Origin of the sequence: Hyphobacterium sp., from assembly GCF_043584775.1 — a bacterium.
In the GTDB taxonomy this organism is placed as follows: domain Bacteria; phylum Pseudomonadota; class Alphaproteobacteria; order Caulobacterales; family Maricaulaceae; genus Hyphobacterium.
The window spans coordinates 1726021-1750149 of record NZ_CP121327.1 but is presented as its reverse complement, the minus strand read 5'-3'; the positions used below and the strand labels follow the sequence as shown (position 1 = coordinate 1750149).

The 24129-nt window shown below is 59.9% G+C and carries 22 protein-coding genes; 13 read left to right on the top strand and 9 right to left on the bottom strand.

Going from position 1 to position 24129, the window contains the following annotated elements:
- Positions 1 to 124: 124 nt before the first annotated feature.
- From flgH to flgF, 4 genes are all read right to left on the bottom strand, one after another.
- Positions 125 to 1012: a flagellar basal body L-ring protein FlgH gene (gene flgH, locus P0D52_RS08710; RefSeq protein WP_394692271.1), complete on the bottom strand. Its 888-nt coding sequence runs from the start codon at positions 1010 to 1012 to the stop codon at positions 125 to 127.
- Positions 1013 to 1129: 117 nt separating this feature from the next.
- Entirely contained in the window at positions 1130 to 2065 is a 936-nt protein-coding gene (gene flgA / locus P0D52_RS08705; protein WP_394692270.1) for a flagellar basal body P-ring formation chaperone FlgA, read from the bottom strand.
- Positions 2066 to 2075: 10 nt separating this feature from the next.
- On the bottom strand, positions 2076 to 2861 hold the full coding sequence (flgG, locus tag P0D52_RS08700; protein ID WP_394692269.1) for a flagellar basal-body rod protein FlgG: 786 nt from the start codon (positions 2859 to 2861) through the stop codon (positions 2076 to 2078).
- Between the two features lie 13 nt (positions 2862 to 2874).
- Positions 2875 to 3612 carry a flagellar basal-body rod protein FlgF gene (gene flgF, locus P0D52_RS08695; RefSeq protein WP_394692268.1) on the bottom strand — a complete coding sequence of 246 codons (738 nt, stop codon included), beginning with the start codon at positions 3610 to 3612 and terminating at the stop codon, positions 2875 to 2877.
- A gap of 263 nt (positions 3613 to 3875) precedes the next feature.
- Between flgF and P0D52_RS08690 the strand changes: the two genes are divergently transcribed.
- The 5 genes from P0D52_RS08690 to P0D52_RS08670 are packed head-to-tail and all read left to right on the top strand — an operon-like array spanning position 3876 to position 10026.
- On the top strand, positions 3876 to 4463 hold the full coding sequence (locus tag P0D52_RS08690) for a flagellar basal body-associated FliL family protein (RefSeq protein WP_394692267.1): 588 nt from the start codon (positions 3876 to 3878) through the stop codon (positions 4461 to 4463).
- A gap of 8 nt (positions 4464 to 4471) precedes the next feature.
- Entirely contained in the window at positions 4472 to 5584 is a 1113-nt protein-coding gene (gene fliM / locus P0D52_RS08685) for a flagellar motor switch protein FliM (protein ID WP_394692266.1), read from the top strand.
- Positions 5581 to 5970, top strand: coding sequence for a DUF6468 domain-containing protein (locus P0D52_RS08680; protein WP_394692265.1), 390 nt, complete (start codon positions 5581 to 5583; stop codon positions 5968 to 5970). The genes fliM and P0D52_RS08680 overlap by 4 nt, the downstream gene beginning before the upstream one ends.
- A 2-nt stretch (positions 5971 to 5972) precedes the next feature.
- Positions 5973 to 6686, top strand: coding sequence for a MotE family protein (locus P0D52_RS08675; protein ID WP_394692264.1), 714 nt, complete (start codon positions 5973 to 5975; stop codon positions 6684 to 6686).
- Complete coding sequence (locus tag P0D52_RS08670; RefSeq protein WP_394692263.1) at positions 6670 to 10026, top strand: hypothetical protein; 3357 nt, start codon at positions 6670 to 6672, stop codon at positions 10024 to 10026. Before P0D52_RS08675 ends, P0D52_RS08670 begins: the two co-directional genes overlap by 17 nt.
- Here the strand turns inward: P0D52_RS08670 and fliP are convergent.
- On the bottom strand, positions 10023 to 10793 hold the full coding sequence (gene fliP, locus P0D52_RS08665; protein WP_394692262.1) for a flagellar type III secretion system pore protein FliP: 771 nt from the start codon (positions 10791 to 10793) through the stop codon (positions 10023 to 10025). The genes P0D52_RS08670 and fliP overlap by 4 nt on opposite strands.
- Positions 10790 to 11083 (bottom strand): flagellar biosynthetic protein FliO, encoded by a 294-nt coding sequence (locus P0D52_RS08660; RefSeq protein ID WP_187167030.1) that lies wholly within the window; start codon positions 11081 to 11083, stop codon positions 10790 to 10792. The genes fliP and P0D52_RS08660 overlap by 4 nt, the downstream gene beginning before the upstream one ends.
- Before the next feature lie 78 nt (positions 11084 to 11161).
- On the opposite strand from P0D52_RS08660, the gene P0D52_RS08655 reads away from it, so the two are divergent.
- The 3 genes from P0D52_RS08655 to fliE are packed head-to-tail and all read left to right on the top strand — an operon-like array spanning position 11162 to position 12290.
- A complete protein-coding gene (locus P0D52_RS08655) occupies positions 11162 to 11539 on the top strand; it encodes a flagellar basal body protein (protein ID WP_394692261.1) in 378 nt (125 codons plus the stop codon).
- An 11-nt stretch (positions 11540 to 11550) separates the two neighbouring features.
- Positions 11551 to 11964, top strand: coding sequence for a flagellar basal body rod protein FlgC (flgC, locus tag P0D52_RS08650; RefSeq protein ID WP_394692260.1), 414 nt, complete (start codon positions 11551 to 11553; stop codon positions 11962 to 11964).
- 11 nt (positions 11965 to 11975) lie between these two features.
- Positions 11976 to 12290, top strand: coding sequence for a flagellar hook-basal body complex protein FliE (gene fliE, locus P0D52_RS08645; RefSeq protein WP_394692259.1), 315 nt, complete (start codon positions 11976 to 11978; stop codon positions 12288 to 12290).
- A gap of 86 nt (positions 12291 to 12376) precedes the next feature.
- Here fliE and P0D52_RS08640 read toward each other — a convergent pair whose 3' ends face one another.
- From P0D52_RS08640 to P0D52_RS08630, 3 genes are read right to left on the bottom strand one after another with little or no spacing between them, the layout of a single operon-like run.
- Complete coding sequence (locus P0D52_RS08640) at positions 12377 to 14278, bottom strand: DUF885 domain-containing protein (RefSeq protein ID WP_394692258.1); 1902 nt, start codon at positions 14276 to 14278, stop codon at positions 12377 to 12379.
- A gap of 6 nt (positions 14279 to 14284) precedes the next feature.
- Positions 14285 to 16189, bottom strand: a complete 1905-nt coding sequence (locus P0D52_RS08635; RefSeq protein ID WP_394692257.1) for a DUF885 domain-containing protein — start codon at positions 16187 to 16189, stop codon at positions 14285 to 14287.
- A gap of 22 nt (positions 16190 to 16211) precedes the next feature.
- Complete coding sequence (locus P0D52_RS08630) at positions 16212 to 18092, bottom strand: DUF885 domain-containing protein (protein ID WP_394692256.1); 1881 nt, start codon at positions 18090 to 18092, stop codon at positions 16212 to 16214.
- 108 nt (positions 18093 to 18200) lie between these two features.
- Between P0D52_RS08630 and fliQ the strand changes: the two genes are divergently transcribed.
- The 5 genes from fliQ (at position 18201) to recA (ending at position 24059) form a co-directional block, all read left to right on the top strand.
- Entirely contained in the window at positions 18201 to 18464 is a 264-nt protein-coding gene (gene fliQ, locus P0D52_RS08625) for a flagellar biosynthesis protein FliQ (RefSeq protein ID WP_109259942.1), read from the top strand.
- Positions 18461 to 19213, top strand: a complete 753-nt coding sequence (gene fliR / locus P0D52_RS08620) for a flagellar biosynthetic protein FliR (RefSeq protein ID WP_394692255.1) — start codon at positions 18461 to 18463, stop codon at positions 19211 to 19213. Before fliQ ends, fliR begins: the two co-directional genes overlap by 4 nt.
- A 3-nt stretch (positions 19214 to 19216) precedes the next feature.
- Positions 19217 to 20305, top strand: coding sequence for a flagellar biosynthesis protein FlhB (gene flhB / locus P0D52_RS08615; RefSeq protein WP_394692254.1), 1089 nt, complete (start codon positions 19217 to 19219; stop codon positions 20303 to 20305).
- Positions 20306 to 20345: 40 nt separating this feature from the next.
- Positions 20346 to 22874: an ATP-binding protein gene (locus P0D52_RS08610; RefSeq protein WP_394692253.1), complete on the top strand. Its 2529-nt coding sequence runs from the start codon at positions 20346 to 20348 to the stop codon at positions 22872 to 22874.
- 105 nt (positions 22875 to 22979) lie between these two features.
- Entirely contained in the window at positions 22980 to 24059 is a 1080-nt protein-coding gene (gene recA, locus P0D52_RS08605; protein ID WP_394692252.1) for a recombinase RecA, read from the top strand.
- Positions 24060 to 24129: the final 70 nt, after the last annotated feature.

Here is a 24129-nt window from a genome sequence, read left to right as displayed (position 1 = left end):
GCCATCAAGGGGAGGGGAAACGAACGCCAAAAAGCCGCCAACATAGCCCCAGACAAAAATAACCCCTGCTGCCGGAGCAACAGGGGCCAAGGTGCGCCACTGGGTGGTGGAACGGGCTCCGGCCCTAGAAGGGCCAGAGAATGTCGAAGACTTCCTGGCCCATGCGCGGGCGCTGGACGTCGGAAATATGGCCGCGGCCGCCGTATGAAATGCGGGCTTCGGCAATCTGGGTATGGCGGATCGTATTGTCCGAGGCGATGTCCTGCGGGCGCACTACGCCGGAGACGAGGAGCTCGCGGATCTCGTTATTGATGCGCACTTCCTGCCGCCCGGAAATGGCGAGATTGCCGTTCGGCATCCGCCCCGTCACGACCGCCGCAATGGAGAGGTTGATCGTCTCCTGCCGCGTGACGGCGCCCGTACCGGCATGCGAGCCGGAGGAGCCGAAACTGGCCAGCGAGGTGGGATCGACCGCATCATTGAAGAATTGCGAGAGCGCCGCTTCGCCGCCGAGGAAATTGGTGAGGTCGCTGTCTTCCGAAGCCGAGCGCGACCGGTTGGTCGAGTTCTGCACATTCGCACTGTCGGCGATATTGATATTCACCGTCAGGATATCGCCCGGAGAGGCCGCGCGCGGATCGCCGAAGAAGGTCTGGCGGCCCGGCGTCCACAAGGAGTTGGTGGGCGAGACATCATAATTCGCCGGAATAGCCCCGGCATTGGACGCATAGTTATTGCCGTATTGCGAGGCGGGCGGCGGCGGATAGGCGCCGGTCTGTGCGCCTTGCGCGCCCTGCTGCGGCTGGCCGTATTGGGCGCCTTGTCCGCCATAGGGCGAGGGGGCGTTATACTGGGTGTTCTGCGCCGTATTCGTGCTCGGGCCGGTGGCATAGAGCGCCGGGTTTTCAATCGGCGACAATTGCGGCGTAGAGCCGACTTCCGACAGGCGATCGGCCGTGGCACAGGCCGCGAGACTGGAGGCGGCGGCGAAGACAAGGAGTTTGCGGATCATGGCAGTTTTCCCAGGGCTGTTGATTTTATTCATTTTCTTGGTCTTGGGCGTCTTGGCAGTCGTAGTACTAGTAGTAGGAGACAAAACGCCGAAAATAGTCGGAGACTCCAGTTTTGGTCAGGACGGTCCGGCGGTGACAACGCGGGCGCGGCCCGGGCCTTCCACCATTGCGTCAATCGTGCGGTTGGACTGCAGGTTCACGAAGCGGGCAATTTCATCCGAGCCGGCATCTTCCAGCGCCCGCGCCCGCGCGGTCAGCGTCAATCCCGGAACGGTGAAGACCAGATTCACGATATCACCGCGCGCCACCACGACCGGAGCCTGCAGGTCGTATGCGCGCAGCGGCTCTCCGGGACGAAGGGCCCGGCGGGCTTCCTGTCCGACCATGTGGTCCGGATCCATCAGCGCATCGGCGCGCACCCGGTCGGCGCGCACCGGCATCCAGTCGATATCGGCGTGATCAATGACCTGCCCGGCCGGAACCGCCCGCGCCAGAACCGGCACATCCATGGTCGCATAGGCGCGGCCCGACAGGCGGATCGGCGTCGCGCCGTCATAGGCGATCAGCTCGGCCTGGAACACGCCGGTGCGGTTGGAAAAGTCCAGCTGGGTGATATCCGGCAGGCCGCCCGCATCGGTCGGCATGTGGATATTGCCCACGCCGGTCAGCTGGATCTCGTATTCATACCCGTCGCGCATGTTCAGCTCGGCGGAAATCATCTCGGCGACCAGATCGGCATCGATCATCCGGCTGGCGCGTTCGATCGTCACCCGGCGCAAGCGGTTGGCATTGGCCCAGGTGAGGCCGTGCTCGCGCGCTTCCTGACGCACATAATCCGGGTCCAGCGAGGTGCGGCGTCCCGGTTCCGGTGCGCGGGCAATCACCACCTCAGCGGCGTCTCCGGTGACGCCGAAGAGATCGCCCAGGGTGATAACATCGCCCTCCACGCGGATATCGGTGCGCAGCATGACCGCGTCGTCGGCAAGGGCGGCACCGATGATTTGCGGTGGCGGGGCGAAGATGAAGGCGAGGGCGAGCAGAATACGTTTCATGGCTCAGTCCTCAGCGAAGGTTGGAGCTGGCGGCCAGCATCTCGTCAGACGCCGAGATCACCCGCGCATTCATCTCGTAGGCCCGCTGGGCCTGGATGAGAGCGGTGATTTCGGAGACCGCATTGACGTTCGAGGATTCAACAAAGCCCTGCCGGACCACGCCAAACCCGGTCGAACCCGGCGTGCCGCTGGTGGCGGCACCGGACGCGGCTGTCTCGGTGAAGAGATTATCCCCGCGGGCTTCAAGTCCTGCCTCGTTGAAGAAGTTTGACAATTCCAGCTGGCCGACAATCTGCGGGGTCGGGTCGCCATCGATGATGGCCTGCACCTGTCCCTGCTGGTTGATCGCCACATCCCGCGTTCCCTGCGGAATGGCGATGCCCGGGGCGACCGTATAACCGTCCGTCGTGACCAGCTGTCCATCGGGGCTGATGGCGAAATTGCCGGCGCGGGTATAGGCATCCTCGCCAGAAGGCAGCTGGATCCGGAAATAGCCGCGGCCATTAATGGCCAGGTCATAGCGATTGCCGGTCTGGTTCAGACTGCCCTGTTCGGTGATCCGGTAAACCGAGGCGGCCTGTACACCGAGCCCGACCTGAACGCCGGTCGGCACGATGGTGCCCGCATCGGAAGAGGAGGCCCCCATCCGCTCGACATTCTGATAGATCAGGTCTTGGAATTCGGCCCGCTGCCGCTGGAAAGCGGTGGTGTTCATGTTGGCGATGTTGTTCGAGATGACCTCGACATTCATCTGCTGGGCCTGCATGCCCGTTGCGGCGGTGGTGAGTGAGCGCATGGTGATACTCCCCTTAGACGCGGCCGAGGCGTTCGATCGCCTTCCGGCTCAATTCCTCGCCTTGCGAGATGAAACGTGAAACGGATTCGTAGGCCCGCATGGTCTCGATCATGCGGGTCAGCTCGAGAATGGGCTGGACATTCGAGCTTTCGACATAGCCCTGGCGGATCTGGAATTCGACGGCGATATCGGCCGGAGCCTCTTCGCTCGCGGCGTAGCGTCCGGACCCGGTCTTTTCCAGCGCGCCCAGGTTTTCAAAGCGGTAGACACCCAGCCGCGCGATTTCTGCATTGTTCTGAACGAGCGCGCCGTCTTCCGAAATCATGACAGTGCCCTGGGCGGGATCGACCGCTATGGGCAGACCCAGATCATCCAGCACTAGCGCGCCATCGGACGCGGCCAGCTGGCCATTATTGTCGATGCGGAAACGGCCATCGCGCGTGTAAAGCGCATCGCCGTTAGCGGTCTCGACCTGAAAGAAGCCATCGCCTTCCAGCGCGACATCGAAGGGGCGGCCGGTGAATTCCAGCGTCCCTTCGCGAAAATCCCGGCCGACGCCCCAGGCGTCGACATATTGAAGATTATCCGGCCCGTCTTGCGACGTGGCTGTCGGTGCCGCTTCGCTCCGGAGCAGAAGGTTTTCGACGTGAAATCCGGGCGTGTTGGCATTCGCGATATTGTTCGCGGTGATATCCATTTCGCGACGCAGCGTAAGCTGTCGCGAAAGCCCTATCATCAGAGCATTGTCCATGGCGCGTTCCGTCCGTTCTGGATCGATATGTTTCAGCACTGTCTTCCGCAGTGCTTGCCAAACGCATTGCAGACGGCGTGCCATAGTTAATTATGAAATATTTCAGTGACTTAATGATAAGACGGAGCCAGTGGGGCTCGCATTCCCGGCAGATTGCGGCCCAGCAACCGGCAGGAATTGCCGGGCAAGGCGTAATTGCAAACGCCTCGTTAACCGGACCGGGCCTTAATCGTCAGGTGATTCCAAGAATCGGAGCCGGGAAAATGGCGGACGAAAACGAAGAGATCGAAGACGGCGTCGACGGCGAAGAAGCTGAAGGCGGCAAGAAGAAGCCGGGCATAATGAAGCTGGCGCTGTTTATCGGCCTGCCGGTTCTCATTCTTGTGCTCGGCGGTACGGCCGCTTTCCTGCTGCTCTCAGGCGGGGGCGATGATGAGCACCAGGTGGCCGAGGCCGGCGAGCATGGTGAGGTGACGGATGGTCATGGCGGCGGAGACGGTCACGGAGGCGGTTCTGGCGCTGACCTTGCGGTCGCAACACTGCCGGATCTGATTGTCTCTATAACGGATGCGAACGGGCGCAATTCGCTTCTGACGCTCCAGCTCAGCTTCGAGACGCCGGATGAGCACCTTCTGGAAAGCCTGGTCGAGGAAGACGGAGAGACGCTGACCGCAGATGGTCGTCGTCTCGTAGACCTGTACATGGGCTTTTTGCGTGAGTTGCGGCCCGATGATTTGTCCGGGAGCGCCGGCTACCAGCGCATTCGTATGGAATTGTTGAGGCGTGCCGAACTCGTGCTGGGCGAGGAGCGCGTTTCCGCTGTGCTCATCACAAACGTTCTGATCGTTTAGGATTGTCCATGGCTGATGCCGCAGAAAAAGAAGCGCCCGAAGCGGAAGACGCCGAGGCTGCCTCCGGAGATGATCTCTCCGAAGAATGGCAGTCAATGGTCGGCGAAGACGGTCATGAGGGCCAGGCTGGCGCTGCGCCGGAACGCATTCTCAATCAGGACGAAATCGACAGCCTGCTCGGCTTCTCGATGTCGGATGACGAGGATGGCGATAAATCCGGTATTCGCGCCATCATCAATTCCGCGTTGGTGTCGTATGAACGCCTGCCCATGCTGGAAATTGTTTTCGACCGCCTTGTCCGGTTGATGACGACCAGCCTGCGAAACTTCACATCGGACAATGTCGAGGTCAGCCTCGACAATATCTCGTCCATGCGCTTTGGCGACTATCTCAATTCAATTCCGCTTCCGGCCATTTTGTCCGTCTTCCGGGCAAAACAGCTCGACAATTACGGCCTGCTCACGGTTGATTCCAACCTGATCTATTCCATCGTCGACGTGCTGCTCGGCGGCCGCCGTGGCAATTCCGCAATGCGGATTGAAGGGCGGCCCTACACGACGATCGAGCGCACCCTTGTCCAGCGTATGATCGAAGTGGTGCTTCAGGATGCCAAATCGGCATTTGAGCCTCTGACCGAAGTCGATTTCGCTCTGGAACGGATCGAGACCAATCCGCGTTTTGCCGCGATTGCGCGCCCGGCCAATGCCGCCATCCTTGTGAAACTGCGTGTCGATATGGAAGACCGGGGTGGGCGGATCGAGCTGCTTTTGCCTTACGCCACGTTGGAGCCCATCCGGAAAATGTTGCTCCAGCAATTCATGGGCGAGAAGTTTGGCCGCGACAATATCTGGGAAAGCCACCTTGCGACCGAGCTCTGGTCCACGCAGATGGAAGTTTCAGCGGTGCTGGACGAAATCCGCATGCCGTTGGGCAAGGTCATGGACATGAAGGTGGGGGACACCTTCTTTCTCGATGCCTCGTCTGACAGCGCCATTGAACTGAAATGCGGAAACGTTCCGCTCACGCGCGGCCGCATGGGGCGGCTCGGCTACAACGTCGCGGTCCGCCTAGATGCGCCTCTGACATCCCGCGCCAAAAAAGCATTGTTGAGAAAAGCATGACCCTTGCCACGCTCGTCTTTGAAGGTGCCGTCGCCCTTCTCGTTCTGATCGCCGCCGTGATGTTGTGGCGCGTGGATGCACGCCTGCGGGCCTTGCGTTCCGGGCAGGATGGCATCCGGGCCTCCATTATCGCTCTCGATGAAGCCTCCGAACGCGCCCGGGCGAGTCTGGCCAGCCTTCAGCGCGCCGCCCGCGAGAGCGGAGAAACGCTCGAACAGAATGTGCGCAAGGCTCAGGGCCTGTCCGACGAGCTTCGCCTCCTGGTCGAGGCCGGTGACCGCCAGGCCGATGATATCGCCGCGCGGCCACGCCGCAAAACCATAGCCGAGCATTTCCCCGAGGGCGGCCGCAAAACCATCTATTCTGACCTGAAGGATGTTCGCTAGTCATGCGCCCGGTTCGTCTCCTTGCCACAGCGGCCGTCCTTGCGGGCGGATTGTTTGTTTTGAAAGCGCTTGAAGTGGGCGTGGGTGCGGCGGACGCTTTGGCAGCATGGAACCTGTCTGATGATGCGGCCGACACAACGCCTGAAGAGGTCAGAGACGACACCAATGAGGCCGTTTCGCCTTTGCCAGATAATTCGATCGGCGAGCAAACATGCACGCCGGCCCAGCCATCTGCCGATCAATCGGCACTATTTGCTTCTCGCGTGGGGCTCAGCCCGTCCCAGCGCGACGTGCTGACATCCCTCAGCGAACGCCGCAATGAACTGGATGGCCGCGCTCGCGAGCTCGATACGCGCGAGCAATTGCTGGAAGCGGCAGAAATCCGCATCGACGAACGGATTACCGAATTGCGTACGCTGCGTGATGATATCGAGACGCTTCTGGGCACGCTGGATGAGGAAGAAGAAGCCGAAATCGTGCGGCTGGTCTCCATATACAACAATATGGAAGTGGATGCGGCAGCCGAACGTTTGGCAGCGCTCGATCCCCAGACTCAGGTTCAGATTGTGACGCGTATGGCAGCCCGCAAGGCAGGCGAAATCATGGGCGAAATGGATGTGCGGGATGCTGCGGTCTTGACGGCGTTGATCGCGGCGCGCCGCGAGGTGCCTGAGACCGCCGCTGAGTTGGAGGCGCGGATTGGCACTGAGGGCTAGCCTTCTTTCCTGCCTGATCGGGATAGCGGTCTGCGCCTCGGCCTATGCGGCCGAGCCGGTCACATTCTCAGCAGAACGCACCAATGGTGTCTCACGCATTTTGCTGACCTATCCGGAAGCGTATGCCGATGAGCGGCCCGATGCCGAAGCCGAAATTCTGGGCGGCCAGGTGCTGGTCGTCCGTCTGACAGATGCGATCGAGGGCAGCGCAAGTGACATTACGTCCCGTCTCGGAGATATTGTGGCGTTGGCGCGCATTGATCCGGACGGAAGCGCGCTGCGGCTTGCCTTGCGGAATGAAGCCGTCACGCCGCAGATATCATCGTCTTACAATCTGATCGCCATTGATCTGGTGCCGGCTGGTGCTTCACCCTTGCCGCGGATCATATCGCCGCGTGAGCAGGCGGAGATTGATGCGGCTGCTGCCGCTGCCGCAGCACCGCCACCACCCCCACCACCGGAAGCGTTGGATGTCGCGGTCTCATTCGGACAAGCCGCCGAATACACCCGGATCGAATTCGTCTGGCCGGAAGTTGTCAGCTATGAGCTGGAGCAAGACGGCAATATCGCAACCGTGACGTTTTCCCAGCCTGCGATAATGGATCTGGTCGAGCTCAGAACGGCCGAGCCGCGGCTATTGCAAGACATTTCCGGTGAACGCGGCGAGACCGACTTTCAATTGGTGCTCACCCTCGACGACGGCGCGAGTGCGCGTATCTGGGATGAGGGGGAGCGGATTGTGATCGATCTGCTCGCTGATGGTGTCAGCAATCCGACAGACGTGCTGGCGGCCTTGACGGCGCTGGCAGACGCACAGAATTCAGGCGGCGAAAGCGCATCGGAAGATGATGCAGCGACTGAGCCAGAGAACATGGCCGCAGCCGCGTTGGACGACGATGAAATTGAGCCCGGTCAACCGGTCCTTGTGCCGGAGGTCGACGAAGATCAGTTGAACTACGTGCCCGCAGTGCGCACCGACCCGGTGCCTGCCAGCGGCATTGTGCAGGCCGAGGTCAGCGAAGCCGATGGCGAACTGACGGCAATTTTCGAATGGGCAGCCCCCGTTGGAGCCGCCGTGTTTCGCCGCGGCTCTGCCGTCTGGATCGTATTTGATGCCCAAGCCGAATTGAACCTCGAGGAGATGGCGCACGGATCCCGCGGCCACGTCATCGGGTTCACAACCGTACAGGGGCAGGGGTTCACTGCCGCCCGGATCGTGGTGCCGGAATCCACGCAGGCAGCCGTATTCTCTGAGGGTCCGGTCTGGCGCGTGGTCTTGGCCGAGCGGATCGAGTCTCCGCCGCGCCCGATCTCGGTCGAGCGCGATGCGAGACGCGGAGCCTCCGCGCGCATATTGGTGGAGCTGGACGGGTTGGCGCAAACGCTGTGGGTCGATGATCCAACGGTCGGCGATTCCCTGGCTGTCATTACCGCAAGCGGGCAAATCCAGGGGGCGCCCTCGCGCCGCGATTTTGTCGGTATGGCGCTTTTGCCCTCCAGCCAGGGCGCGGCGATGGAAGTGACGGCGGATGATGTCGTCATGACACGTCAGGGCGAAGTCGTTGTGTTTGCGCGCCCGGAAGGGCTGGCATTGTCACCAACCTCCGACAGCATTCTGGCGTCAGGGCGCCGCAGCCTTGATTCACCCTCATTCATGGATTTTGAGCGTTGGCAGCGGGAGGGCCGGTTCTGGCCAACCTATACCGAACTCTATGGACAGGCGGCGCGCGGGACGACATCTGATCGCATCACGCTGGCGCGGTATATGCTCGCCAATGGTCTTGCTGCGGAAACACTCGGCGTTATTGATGTCGCCATTGACCGTGATCCCGCCATGCAGGGCAATGCTCACGCTTTGGCGCTTGTTGGCGTCGCCAGCCTGATGATGGGCCGCGTTGAAGATGCACGCCTCGCATTCAATGCGCCGGAAATTCGCAACGACCCCGGCGCGGCACCCTGGCAGGCGCTTATCGCGGCGGAGCGGGAGGAATGGGAAGAAGCCAGCCGCCGTTTTGCGGCGTCACGGGAGGTGCTGTTCGATTATGCCCCTGAATGGCGCGCGCGTTTCCGGATCACCCATGCGGAGACGGCGCTGGAGCTGAATGATTTTGCTGCAGCAACTGAATTGCTGCGGCAGCTGGATGGAGACAATCCGGGGCCGGAAATGGCTGCGCGGGCCGCTTTGCTGGAAGCCCGGCTTGCAGCAGCGTCTGGCAATACGGCGATGGCGCTGGGGCGTCTCGACACATTGTCGACATCGCGCTTTCCGGAAATTCAGGCGCTGGCTCAGCTCGAGCTCTACAAGATACGCATTGAAAATGATCTGATATCTGCGGCTGAAGCTGTTGAAGGTCTGGAAATGCTTCGCTTGCGCTGGCGGGGGGATACAACAGAACTCGAGACCATGAATCTGCTGGCTCAGTTGTATATCCGTGAGGGGCAATACAGCGAAGGTCTGGAATTGATGCAGAATGCGCGCGCTCAATTCCCGGAGACCCGCGCGGCCCGCCGTACAGGCCAGGAAATGAGCCGCATTTTCAATGACCTCTTTCTTGAGGGCGCAGCGGATCGAATGGACCCTATTGAGGCCGTCGCGCTCTTCTATGAGCATTCCTACATGACGCCGATCGGCGCTAATGGCGACCGAATGATCCGGCGTCTGGCTGACCGCCTCGTGGCGTTTGATTTGCTGGAGCCGGCCGCCCAATTGCTGGCGCACCAGGTCAATGAACGCCTGCGCGAACCGGCAGCACGGGCCCGCGTCGGCACGGATCTGGCGGTTATTTACCTGATGGATCACCGCCCGGCCGAGGCCTTGACCGTGATCCGCTCTACCCGCATTGCCGGACTGCCATCGGAACTGGTAGGCGAGCGCCGTATTTTGGAGGCTCGCGCTCTGTCCGAGCTGGGCCGTCATGAGCACGCACTGGAATTGATCGAGCGCGATACAAGCGAGGAAGCCCGGCGCTTGCGCGCCGATATCGCTTGGGCTCAACGAAACTGGCCGGATGCGGGCCGCCGCATTGAAGCTGCACTCGCCAATCGCTGGAGCAATCCCGACCCGCTGACCATTGACGAGCAGGCTGATGTCTTGCGCGCAGCCATCGCCTACAATCTGGCTGAAGACCGGGCCTCGATCGATCGCCTGACGACGCGATACGGGGCGCAAATGGCCGTCACCGATCAGGCGGAAGCGTTTGATGTCCTGACCAGCGATACGGCGGTCAGCGGCGATGTCCGCATTGGTGATCTGGCGCGCCAGATTGCCGGCGTGGATACGCTGGATGCCTTTATGGGCCGCTTCCGTGATCGGTTCTCGGAAGACAACGACCCCGCCTAGCCGGGGGGAGTGACCGTCGCAAAACTCTGCACCAGGCTGCCGGCGACCAGCCGCCAACCGTCCACAAGCACAAAGAAGATCAGCTTGAACGGCAGGGAGATCACGATGGGCGGCAGCATCATCATGCCCATCGACATCAGGATGGAAGCCACCACTAGGTCAATGATCAGAAACGGGATGAATAGCAGGAAGCCGATTTCAAAGGCCCGCCTTAACTCCGAGATCATGAAGGCAGGCGCGACGACGTGAAACGGTGTCTCTTCGGCGCTGGCGGGAAGGTCGCCTTCCATAAATCCGATGAAGAGGCCCAGATCATCTTCGCGCGTGTGCGCCAGCATGAAGGTCTTTACCGGCGCGCTGGATTGATCAAAGGCCTCTGTCAGCTCTATCTCGCCGTCCAGCAGGGGACGTATCCCCTGCTCGTAGGATTCGCTGAACACGGGCGCCATGATGAAGCCGGTCAGGAAAATCGCCAGCGAGATCAAAACCGCATTCGGAGGGCTCTGCTGAAGGCCGACCGCGGTTCGCAATAGAGACAGGACCACGACAATCCTGACAAATGACGTCGTCATGATCACGATGGACGGGGCCAGCGACAAGACGGTCAGCAGCGCCATCAATTGCAGCACACGCTCGGTCAGCGTGCCTTCATCGCCCAGATCCAGGGATATGCCGGGCCCGCCCGGCGCGGCGGCCCAGACACTGCCCGTGATAAGCAAAAATCCGCCGACCAAAGCGAGCAGTCCCGCCCAGCGCTTGAAACTCATGGCGTCGGCCTTTCATCATGGGGCAGGAGGGTTTCGCCGGATGCGCCCAGCAGGACGGCCTGCTCCTTGCCGTCAATTTCGATGATGACGATGCGGCGGCGGGGATCGAGCACGAGCGACTCGATCACCTTCATGCGGCGCTCCCGTTTGACACCGGGAACCTGACCGCGTGACAGGCCGACGATGAAACTGGCCAGCCAGCCTTGCCGCGCGCCCAGGGCGAGCAAGCCCAACAGGCCCAGCACAACGGCCAGCGCGGCGATGTATCGGGTGAAGTCGAGAACGTCCAAGGTGGGCAATTCCTTCCTGTTTAACGCGGCGTTAAGCGACACACTCCAGCTTCACACTCAACAGACCGGAGTAGTGATATGAGTCTGGATAACGCGCCAACACTGGCAATCTTGCGTGAGTCGATGGCTTTTCACAGTCAGCGGCATGATTTGCTGACGCAGAACATCGCGAACGCCAATACGCCCGGCTACACGCCGCAGGATTTGTCTGAAGCCGATTTCCATCGAACGCTGCAGCAACAGCTGCGCAATTCCGCCAGCGTGTCCGCCGGAAATCGCACCTATACCGCGCAGGACCGCCCTGACAGCCAGACCACAGTGAACGGAAACTCCGTCATTCTGGAAGAGCAGATGGTGCGAGCGCAGGAAAACCGCATGCAATACGAAACCGCGCTGACGCTGTATCAGAAAAGCCTTGGCCTGATGCGCATGGCCGCGCGTCCGGTTGGTGGCTAGGAGATCGATAGATGACCGACGCTGCCGATGCATTATCTGTTGCCGCCGCAGGGCTTCGCGCTCAATCGGCGCGCATGCGGATCATTGCCGAGAATATAGCCAATGCGAACTCGACGGCTGAGACGCCGGGGGGCGATCCCTACCGCCGGCAGATGCCGGTCTTCGAGGCCGAGCTGGATCGGGCAACAGGACTGGAAACCGTGCGAATGAGCCGGGCGACGCCCGACATGTCGGAATTCCGACTGGAATATGAGCCCGGACATCCTGCGGCAAATGAAGACGGTTATGTGCGCTATCCCAATGTCCAGACATTGGTCGAGCTGATGGATATGCGCGAGGCCCAACGCTCTTACGAAGCCAATCTCAACATGGTGGAATCCAGCAAGCGCATGATGGAGCGCGCGCTGGACCTTCTGCGCCGATAGGACAATAGACGATGGCAATGGATATAACAGCCGCCCTTAATGCGTATCAGCAAGCGGCCGGTGCTGCCGGAAGTGCCGCCGCCGGGCCGGAAGCGGCCGATGCCGGTGGTCTGAAATTCACGGAAATGGTGCAAGGCGCGCTGGAAGCGACCAATGCCTCACTTGTCCAGGCCGAACAATTGACGGCCAGCGCCGCGACCGGTCAGGTTGAACTGGTGGACGTTGTTACGGCTGTTGCGGCAGCAGAGGTTCAGTTGGAAACCGTTATGGCGGTCCGCGATCAGGTGATCCGCGCCTATAACGACATTCTGAAAATGCCGATCTAGAACTCCTGACGGATCAAAAGAAAGGGCCCGCGGACAGCATCCGCGGGCCCTTTTGATTTGGCCGGTGAATGATTCAGGTCGAGCGATTACTCGCCTGCCTGGACCTCTTCGATCCACGCATTCACGCGTTCTTCCAGAATGTTCAGCGGGACAGCACCTTGTGTCAGCACAACATCATGGAAACCGCCCATGGTGAAGTTATCCCCGAGTGCCGCCTGTGCCTCGCTGCGAAGTCGGAGAATTTCATTCATACCGATCTTGTAGGAGGTCGCCTGACCCGGGATCATGATGTAGCGATCAATGGCATTGACGATATCGCCCTGAGGATTGGGCGTGTTCTCGGCGAGATAGTCGACCGCTTCCTGCCGGGTCCAGCGATAATGGTGAATGCCGGGGTCGACCACCAGCCGGCAGGCCCGCCAGAGCTCCATCGCCAGCCGCCCGAAGTTGGAATAGGGATCGTCGTAGAAGCCCATCTCGAGCGGAAGGTATTCAGTGTAAAGCCCCCAGCCCTCGGTATAGGCATTCACGCCGCCGAAACGACGGAAGGCCGGCACGCCTTCCAGTTCCTGCATGATGGCCAGCTGCATATGGTGACCCGGAATGCCTTCATGATAGGCGAGGGCTTCCATCTGATAGGTTGGCATATCCGCCATGTCCCGAAGGTTGGCGTAATACCGGCCCGGGCGGGAGCCGTCTTCGGATGGCCGGTTGTAGAAGGCCTTTCCGGCGGATGCCTCGCGGAAGGGCTCAACGCGAACAACCTCCATATCAGCTTCCGGGAAGGTGTCGAAATAGGCGGGTAGCGCGTCGCGCATATTGTCGATGATGGTCGTCGCATCAGCCAGATAGGCGGCACGGCCTTCATCTGTATTGGGATAATAGAACTGCTCATCCGTGCGCATGAATTCAAAGAAATCCTGGAGGGATCCTTCGAAGCCGACCTGGGCCATGATCTCGCGCATCTCGCCATGGATGCGCTCGACTTCCGCCAGACCGAGATTGTGAATCTCTTCCGGGGTCATGTCCGTCGTGGTGTAGCCGCGCAAAAGATAGGCGTAATACTCGCCGCCATCGGGCATGGTCCAGACGCCATCATCGTCGTCAGCCTGAGCCTCCATCTCGCCAAACATGGCGATCATCCGCTCATAGGCAGGTTGGAGGACGCCCACCATGGCCGCTTCGGCTTCGGCGATCAGACGCTCATGTTCGTCTTCGGCCAGATCCAGATCGGTGATCTTGTTCCTGAAATCCGCCATGATGGGTGAATCCACGCCGCTGTCATCAAACGGGTGGCCGCTAATGACGTTTTGCGCAGTCGCAATCATCGGAGGGTAGGTCCAGCGCGCGGTGCGGACGCCCATGTCAAAGGCCCGCCGGGCATTTTCCATCGACTGGTCGAGATAACCATCCACACTGTTCAGCCGGGCAATATAAGCCTCTGCATCAGAGACATCCGCCACCCGGTGCTGCCCAATCAGGAAGGACGGCACGAAGCTGTGTGGTCCGGCACGGGGAGTGAAGATATAGCCATGGTCCTGCCAGCGCCGGCTTTCAATCGCCCGTTCGGCATTGCGCTCGAACATGCGCCAGGAGATCTGAGCGCTTTCATCAAGCGCATCATAAACAAATTCCGACCGCATCCGCGCGAGATTGGCCTCGGTGATGGCGATGCTTTCTTCGGCAAATTCCGGCGACACATCATTCCACTGATCGTAATCGGTTTTCCGGCCGAGAAAGGTCTGTGTGACGGGCGAACGGGCTACGCCGGCTTCATAGACCTCATCAAACCAGGCATTCAGCCGCTCGGTTTCAGTCGCTTCAACTGACGTGTCATTCCCGTCATCGCCGTCATTATCGTTTGCTGCGGTGGTGCTGGAGACGTCATTCGCCGGTGTGGCCGGTTCCGGTGTTTCGCCGGACGGGCTGCAGGCTGCCAGCAATGCGGCGAGCGATACAGACGTTAGAAAGGTCGGAAATTTCGTCATCGGAGTTTACTCCTGTTCGGTTTCATCGCGTCGTTCCGCGACATAATCATTCACCAGCTCGGTCAGGACGGCCAGCGGGATGGATCCGTTGGTCAGCACGACGTCATGGAATTCGCCATAATCAAAGGCATCGCCGAGTTCGGCCTGCGCATAATCGCGTAATTGCCGGATCCGGATCTGGCCAATCTTGTACGACGTGGCCTGCCCGGGCCAGACGATGTAGCGCTCGACCTCGCGGGTCACTTCTTCTTCTGTGAAAGAAGTATTCTCCAGAAGGAAATCGATCGCGTCCTGCCGGCTCCATTGCAAGGAATGAATGCCGGTATCGACAACCAGTCGCCCAGCGCGCCAGAGCTCGTAGGCGAGCTGGCCGAATTGCTGATACGGATCAGAAAACAATTCCATCTCATTGCCGAGGCTCTCGGCGTAGAGCGCCCAGCCTTCGCCAAAGGCCGAAAGATAGAGCAGGCGCTGGAACATCGGCGTGTTTTCGCGCTCGAGAGCCAGCGTCAGCTGGAAGTGGTGCCCCGGGATGCCTTCATGCATCGCCAGCGTTTCCATCTGATAGACCGCCAGATTCCGCATGTTGGACGTATTGGCGTAATAGACCCCCGGACGCGCTCCGTCGGGTGAGCCGGTATTGTAGAAGGCGGTCGGCGAACCGGCAGCGCGGAACGGCTCGACTTCCCGGACCACCATCTCGCCGTCTGGTATGGTGTTGAAATAATCGGGAACGGCCTCGCGAACGCGGTCAAAGAAGGCATTGACCTCATCGATATATCGTTGCCGGCCTTCATCCGTGTCCGGATAGTAGAACTGGGGATCGCTTCGCATGAATTCGAAGAATTCCTGAAGTGTTCCCTCATAACCGACTTCCGCCATTACCTCGCGCATCTCGTCGTGAATGCGCGCGATCTCGGCCAGGCCGGTATCGTGGATTTCCTGCGCGGACAGGTCAGGGATGGTGGTGAAGCTCGCAAGCTGGGACTGATAGTATTCCTCGCCGCGCGGCAGCTTCCAGGCGCCATCGCGGTCATCCGTCATTTCAGCATGACGTTCGAACATCGCTATCAGGTCGCGATAGGCCGGGCCGACCTCGTTGGCCATTACCTCGGCTGCCCGATCTATCAGAGCCGCCTTCTGATCATCCGGTATATCGAGCGCGTTCACCTTGGCTGTGAAATCAGCCAGTAGAGGGGACGGCGTTTCCGTGTCATCAAAAGGTGCACCGGTAATAATGTTCTGCGTATTGCCAATCAGGTAGTCGAACGCAAAGCGCGGCGGAATAACACCATTTTCGGCGCGTTCATCTGCCTGAGCGATCAGGCTTTCCAGCGCTGGCGCGATCCCTTCCAGCCGCGAAATATAGGCCTCGGCATGACCAACGCTCTCTACCCGGTGCCGACTGATGAGCAGGGTTGGAAACCCGGTGTGGGGACCAAACATCTGGGTGAAGATGTAGCTTTGATCGCGGAAGGAAAACTGCCGGATACCGGTTTCCGCCAGGTATTCAAAGACAAGGTATGAGACCCTTGCGTCGACATTCAGCGCATCAATGTCGAAATTGGAGCGCAGGTAGTCCAGCCGCTCGATCCGCCGCTCATTGGCCGCCATAGCCGCTTCTTCCGTCACCGGATCCCAGCGGCCATAGGCATCAAGATCATCAATCCGCCCCAGCGCCGTCAGTGTTGTCGGCGAGTATTGAAGATCGGCTTCAAACAGTATGTCGAACCAGGCGTAGAGGCGCTCGGATTCGGTTTGTGCCTCGGTTTCCCCGTCCGACTCTGGTGCAACGGTTTGTGCGCTTTCCATTGCAGGCGCTGACGTGGAGTCCACCTCGTCAGCGGCCGGGCTACAGGCGGCGAGCAAGGCCAGGCTGGAAGCGCTGGCCAATAAAATGCGAAGTGTCATGTCGAGCCCTCCCCGGGACCAATTATTCAGCCAGCGTCTCTGCGATATATGAGTCCACCAGCTCACTGAGCAAGGTCAGCGGTACCGATCCATTGCCCAGCACCACATCATGGAATTCGCCGTAGTCAAAATCGTCGCCCAGCGCATCCATGGCGCGTTGACGCAGCTCGAGAATGGTCAACATGCCAACCTTGTAGGACATGGCCTGTCCCGGCCAGACGATATAGCGGCGGACTTCGTTGCGGATGTCGCCTTCCGTCATCGGAGTGTTGGCGAGCATGTAGTCCATGGCTTCCTGCTCGCTCCAGTCATAATAGTGGATGCCGGTATCCACGACCATGCGCGCGGCCCGGAAAACTTCGTAGCCGAGACGGCCAAAATCCTGATACGGGTCCGTGAAGAAGCCCATATCCTTGCCGAGATTTTCTGCATAGAGCGCCCAGCCTTCGCCATAGGCCGAATACCATGTCACGCGCTGGAACATCGGCACGTCGTCGAGCTCCTGGGCAATGGCCGATTGCATGTGGTGACCCGGCAAGCCTTCATGATAGGCGAGCGTTTCCATCTGATAGACCGGCAATTCGCTCATCTGCGCCAGATTGACATAGTAGGCGCCGGGCGCAGAACCATCCAGCGGGCCGGGTTCATAGAAGGCACCCGTCGCGGTTTCGATGCGATACTGTTCAACGGCGCGGACCTCCATTTCGGCCTGTGGCAAGCGTCCGAAGTATTCCGGCAGGCGATCCCTCATTGTGTCGAGTATGGCGGTCGCTTCATCAAGGTAACGCTGCCGCCCTTCTTCCGTATCGGGATAGTAGAATTGAGGGTCTTCCCGCAGATAGGCGAAGAAGTCCTGCAGCGAACCTTCGAAGCCCACCTGCTCCATGATGTCGCGCATTTCGCCGTGGATACGTTCAACTTCGGCGAGTCCGGTGTTGTGAACCATTTCAGCCGTCATATCGTCGCGGGTCGTATAATTGGCGACCTGCGCCTGGTAGTATTCAGCGCCGCGCGGCAGACGGGACACACCGTCAATCTCGAGGCCTTCCGCGACTTCAGCGTGGGTTTCCATGGTCGAGATCAGGCGCTCATACGCAGGCCCTACTGATTCCAGCAACGCCGTCCGCGCGGCCTCGCGCAGTGCATCGGCGTCCTCTTCGGAAATCTCGATTCCGGCGAGCTTCTCGTTGAAGTCGGCCCATAGCGGGGAGTCTTCGCCGCTGTCGTCAAACGGGGCACCGGTCACAATGCCCCGCGCCGTGTTGATGATCGTGGGGTAGGCAAAGGCGGGCGGCAGAACGCCGGCGCGCGCGCGTTCGTCGGCCTGTGCAACCAGGGCATCCAGTTGCGGTCCCAGACCTTCCAGACGGCGGACATAGGCATCGGCCTGATCGGCATTCCGGATACGGTGATAACCGATCATCATGGCCGGCATGTCACTGTGCGGCCCGAAGAATTGCGTGAAGATATAATTGTGATCCCGGAACTCACCCTGCTGCAGCCGGTTTTCCAGGACGAATTCGGCAAAGCGGTAAGACACCTGAGCCTGCGGCGTCAAAGCGTCAAAATCAAAATTGGTGTGAAGATTCTGCAGATCGGCCACAGTCCGGGCCTGTGCAGCTTCAAACGCCTCCGATGACGGGTCGTCCCAACGGCCATAGGCGGCATTGTCGTCCACAATGCCAAAATAGGTTTGTGTTTCCGGACTGAGCGCCAGCTCTCTCTGGAATTGTTCGTCAAACGCCGCCATCAGGCGTTCGGTTTCAGATTGCGTCTCGGCCTCTTGTATGTCGTCTGCCGGGGCCACGACCTCGGCGGTTTGCATCGTGTCTGTTTCTGCATCCTGCGAACAGCCAGCCAATAGCGCCATCGCACTTACACCAATGAGAAAACGACGCATCATGAAACTCCCCGAAAATGAAAACGTTTACCTTTGTTGACTCTTTCTTAACGCGAACGACGAGAGCGTAAATACACGATTGCGCTACACACTGTATTGCGGAGAAGCCGCGTGACGGGTTCAGAAGTTCTCGATATTGCCCGCGACTCGATCTGGTTGATGCTGGCGATGGCCGCACCGATCATGCTGATCGGCCTGGCTGTCGGCGTTGTCATCGCCCTGTTCCAGGCCCTGACACAAGTGCAGGAAATGACACTGGTTTTCGTGCCGAAAATCATTGCCATCTTTGTTGCCCTGCTCATCTTCCTGCCGATGATGGGGGCGCTGATGTCGGCCTTCATGAACGGGATTTTTGACCGGATTGTCGCGGCATGATTGGCGATCCGTCATTGCTGGTTTTTGCCGGAGCGCTGATTTTTGCGCGGCTCGGCGCGATTTTGATGCTGCTACCGGGATTTGGTGAAGGCAGCATTCCGCCCCGAATCCGGCTGGCCTTTGCGTTGCTGTTCGCACTGGCACTCGGCCCGATGCTGGCAAGCCAGATTCCGGCAGAGCCGGAACGTCCGATGCAGATCGCCGGTCTCATCATCAATGAGGTGCTGATCGGGTTGATGATCGGTGCTGTGGCGCGGTTGTTTCTGGCGTCGGCAGCCGTTGCGGGGCAGGTCATCGGTCAGCAGAGCGGGCTCGCCATGGCGCAGGTTTTTGATCCGGGGCAGGGTCAGCAGGGCGCCTTGATGGCGACATTTCTGAACCTGACTTTCATGCTCCTGCTGTTCGCCACAAATGTTCACCACCTGCTGCTGCAAGCCGCGCAGGGCAGCTATATGCTGTTTCCAGTTGGCGAGCCGCCGATGATTGCGGATGCAGCCCAATGGGCGCTGAATGCCTTTATTGATGCCTTCACGATTGGCGTGCAGATCGCATCGCCTCTGATTGTCTTTGGTCTCGTTTTCTATTTCGGCCTGGGCGTTCTCTCGCGCCTCATGCCGCAGGCACAGATTTTCTTTATCGCCATGCCGGTCAATATTCTGGCCGGCCTTTTCATCACCGCCATTGCGCTGGGATCCATGGCCACACTCTGGCTGGGTCGGATGGAAAGCTTCGCTGTGGAGTTTCAATGATCCATGGCTGAAGGTCAGGACGAAAGCGAAAAAACCGAAGAACCGACACAGCGGCGGCTGGATGAAGCGCGCAAGAAAGGCGATGTTCCCAAATCCCAGGAAATTCCCGGCTGGTTTGTTCTGGCGTCCGGCCTTGTGGTCATTGGCTTGATGGCCCCGAGTGCGGCGCGAGCGCTATCCTCAGATCTCAGCCTGTTCCTGTCGAATGCGCATTCAATGAGCCTGGAGCCAGCCGCGTTGCGGGCCGAAAGCATGGCGCTGGGCTGGCGGGTGATCGCTGCGACCGGTTTGGCGTTTGCCGTGATTGGCGCGGCGGGGCTGGCGGGCCACCTGCTTCAGACGGGGCTGATGTTCACGACCGAGAAGATGCAGCCGAAACTATCCAAGCTGAATCCTCTGGAGGGTTTCAAACGGATGTTCGGAGCCGAGGGGCTGGCAAACTTCCTTAAAGGCGTGGGCAAAATGGCGATCGTCTCGGCCGCTGTCTTCGTAGTCATCTGGCCCAAACGCGGCGACCTCGCCACCATGCCGCAAGTCGATGTTTCTGCACTGCTCAGCATTATACGGGAGGATATTCTTCTGGTGCTGGTCGCTGCGCTTGTCGCCTATGCGTTCATCGCTGCTGCCGATTTCATCTATCAGCGGCAGAGTTTCATGAAGCGCAATCGCATGTCGCGCCGGGACATCAAGGACGAACACAAACAGTCCGAGGGCGATCCGATGGTCCGCGCCAAATTGCGCCAGATCCGGCAGGAGCGCGCCCAGAGGCGGATGATGGCGGCGGTTCCGGACGCCACTGTCGTCATCATGAACCCGACCCACTATGCCGTGGCGCTCAAATACGAACAGGGCGAAACAGCCGCGCCAATCTGTGTGGCAAAGGGCGTGGATCAGGTCGCGCTGAATATCCGTGATCTGGCCGAGGAAAATGATGTGCCGATCGTCGAGGATCCGCCTCTGGCCCGCGCACTCTTCGCCAGTGTGGATATCGACGAAACCATCCCGGCCGAACACTTCCAGGCGGTCGCCAAGGTGATCGGCTACGTACTGACGCTCACCGGCAAGCGCGCACAAAAGGCCCAACCGGGTTAGACTTCGAGTAGCGGATATTGATTCGCATAAGGACAGAGCCATGGCTGATCTCACCGAACCCGTTGAAACCATGAAATCTCCGTTATTGTCGAAAGGATTGAAACGCGGCCTGCAATGGGTCGTCGGCCTTGGATTGCTCAGCGTTTTTGCCGTCGCGCTGTTTGCGGCTTCGGCCATGGTTTGGAACGGCTTCATTCTGTTGTGCGGTGTCGCCATCGCCGCATTCGGCATGCTCTACGCGCTGGCCGCAGGAGAAGCCGCGGGACGATCGATGAAGGAAAAGGCAGACAGCCATGCAGAGCCAGGCCCGGCCAGCCTGGCGCTGGAGACGCTGGAGACGCTCGAAGATCCGATGCTGGTGACCGACCGGCGCGGCGCTGTGCGCTGGGGCAATTCGGCGTATCGCGAATTGGCCGGGCGGTTCGCATCAACGGGACAGGCGTCAACCTTGCCCGCCCTTGAGCGCATCTGGGCGGCCAGCGGCGATGGCGCCATTTATCGTCTGGCACGGGCCGCACGTCAGGGCGAGGTGGCGCGCGAGCGTTTGCCCGAATTGCCGGGCGAGGAAGGTGAGACTCGAAATTTCTGCCTCGAAGCGCGGCCATCGGGTAAGGATCACATCAGCTGGCGGCTGATGCCGGTCTTTGAGGAAACCAGTGCGGCCGGGTCGGTTCCGACGGCGGACTGGACACATAAATCCCCGGTGGGACTGTTTGCTCTTTCTGGAGACGGGAAGCTCTTCGCGGCCAACGCGACCTTCCGCGACTGGCTGGGTCTGAACGCGGACGAAGCTTTGCCGGAGCTCGCGGTAATTTTCGACGCCGATACTGTTCGTGCGCTGGAAAAATCCCAAGGCGACGAAGATGTTTGCCGCTTTGAGACCCGTTTGAAGGGGCGCGACGGCATTGAGACCGATGCGGTTATTACCCTGTCCTGGGACAGCGAGAAAAAGCCGACGGCGCGCGGAGTCATATATGGGCTCACGGCCACCGGGACGCCATCAGGCGTGGCACAGGCTATTGCGGGCGCCACGGGCGGCAAGGCGGGCCGTACATTTGATGACATGTTTGCAGCCGCTCCATTCGGAGTCGCGCGCCTGTCCGGTTCGGACCCGGCGACAGCTGTGATTGAGGACATCAATCCTCAACTCGTCCAGATGACCGGCGGTCTGGCCAAATCCGGCGCGACGTTTGCGGATCTGTTTGACTGGGAAGCCGGGCGCGCGCCGGAGGATGTTTTCGAAAAGGCCTCCAAAAAGGGAGAGCCCGCCGAGGCTGTTCTGAAGACTGATCCGCCGATGGATATCCACCTGGTGTTTTCGCCTGCCAGGGGCGGAAAGCGCGCTGCCTACATGATCGACGTCACAGCCTGGAAAGAGCTGGAACGGCAGTTGAGCCAGGGCAACAAGATGCAGGCTGTAGGACAGTTGGCCGGCGGCGTTGCCCACGATTTCAACAATCTCTTGCAGGCGATCCGCCTGAATGTGGATGAATTGCTGGGCCGTCACCCGGTCGGTGACCCGTCCTATGGTGAGTTGCAGGTGATCAACCAGACCGTTGCGCGGGCTGCGGGACTGGTGAAGAAGCTTCTCGCCTTCTCCCGGAAGCAGACCTTCCGCATGGAAGCGCTGGATGTGTCGGATGTGCTGTCGGATTTCACCGTATTGCTTCGCCAGATACTGGAAGAGACCGTCAAGCTCGACATTGTCCATGGCCGTGATGTGCCGGCGATCCGCGCCGATAAGGGGCAGCTGGAAACCGCGATCATGAACCTTGCGGCAAATGCCCGCGATGCCATGCGTGATAACGGTGGGGGCACTCTGACTATTCGTACGTCTGCCGTAACGCCAAAAGTCGTTTCGGATGCCGGTGCGCCGGACGTGGATGACGGTGACTGGGTCCAGATCGAGGTCATCGATCAGGGCACTGGCATGGATGAAGCCACCCGGATGAAAATCTTTGAACCCTTCTTCACCACCAAGGCGGTGGGGCAGGGGACCGGGCTGGGTCTCGCCACAGTTTATGGCATCGTCAAACAGTCAGGTGGATTCCTGTTCGTTGATTCTGAGGTGGGCAAGGGCTCGACCTTCCGAATTTTCCTGCCAGCCTATGTCGCCGGCGAGGACGAAGCGCCAGCACCGGTCGAAAAGCCGAAAGGCGACCCCAAGCCAGCCGACCTTGCGGGTCGCGGACGTCTTTTGCTGGTCGAGGATGAAGACGCGGTCCGTGCCATCGCAGCCAAGACGCTGGCCAAGCGAGGCTATGATGTTGTCGAGGCGTGCGACGGCGAGGAGGCATTCGAGATTTTGTCTGAAGACGAAGAGGGGTTTGACCTGCTCGTTTCGGATGTAGTCATGCCGGGGCTGGACGGGCCGGGCTTGCTGGCCAAGGCCGCAGACCTGTTGAAGGATACCCGCGTGATATTCATCTCCGGCTATGCCGAGGAGCAATTCTCCGACACGCTCTCGCGTGACAAGGATATCTCCTTCCTGCCCAAGCCGTTCACGCTGACGCAGCTGGCGGAGCGCGTGAAGGAAGTCCTGTCCGGTGAAGTGCGGGACGCGGCCTGATCCAATTTCAGCATAATAAATGTTCTCCTTGCGTTCTGTGAACAAAAGCGGTACATAACCCTCAATTGCTCCCCGCCCGGGGACGTGAAATAAGGGGATAGCATTATGGCCAAGGCAGCGATTCGACTGGTGAGCGACGTGAAGAGTGACGACAAGAAAAAGGCGCTGGAAGCCGCGCTGGGTCAGATTGACCGGGCGTTTGGCAAGGGCTCCGTCATGAAACTGGGCGAACGCCCGGAAATGGATATCGAATCGGTTCCAACCGGTTCGCTCGGTCTGGATATCGCGCTGGGAATTGGCGGCCTGCCAAAGGGCCGGATCATTGAAATCTACGGGCCGGAATCTTCGGGTAAGACCACGCTCGCCTTGCATTGTGTTGCTGAAGCGCAAAAACGCGGTGGCGTTGCCGCTTTCGTGGATGCCGAGCACGCGCTCGATCCTGTCTATGCCGGCAAGCTTGGCGTGGATGTCAGTGAACTTCTTGTGTCGCAGCCCGACTGTGGCGAGCAGGCGCTGGAAATTGCCGACACGCTGGTGCGGTCCGGTGCCGTCGATGTGCTGGTGATCGACTCCGTGGCGGCCTTGACCCCGCGGGCGGAGCTTGAAGGCGATATGGGCGACTCGCTGCCCGGTCTCCAGGCCCGTTTGATGAGCCAGGCGCTGCGCAAGCTGACCGGCTCCATTTCCAAATCGAAATGCCTGGTGATCTTCATCAACCAGATCCGCATGAAGATCGGCGTGATGTTCGGCAGCCCCGAAACCACGACCGGCGGCAACGCGCTGAAGTTCTATTCCTCGGTCCGTCTGGATATCCGCCGTATCGGTCAGATCAAGAACCGGGATGAGGTCATCGGAAACCAGACCCGCGTGAAAGTGGTGAAAAACAAGGTGGCGCCGCCTTTCCGCGAGGTCGAGTTCGACATTCTCTATGGCGAAGGCATTTCGCAGATGGGTGAGGTGCTCGATCTGGGCGTGAAGGGCAATATCGTCGAGAAATCGGGATCCTGGTATTCCTATGAATCGGAACGCATCGGCCAGGGTCGCGAAAATGCACGCAAATTCCTGCAGGAAAATCCGGATATTGCGGCCTCTATCGAGGCCAAGGTTCGCGCCAATGCAGGGCTGATTGCGGACGAAATGCTGGTCGGACCATCCGCTGAAGATGATATTGCCGATGCGGGCTAGATAAGCGCGCCAACCCTCACTATCTTCAGGTTTACAGTAACGGGTGCTTGGCGATGCCGGGCACCCGTTC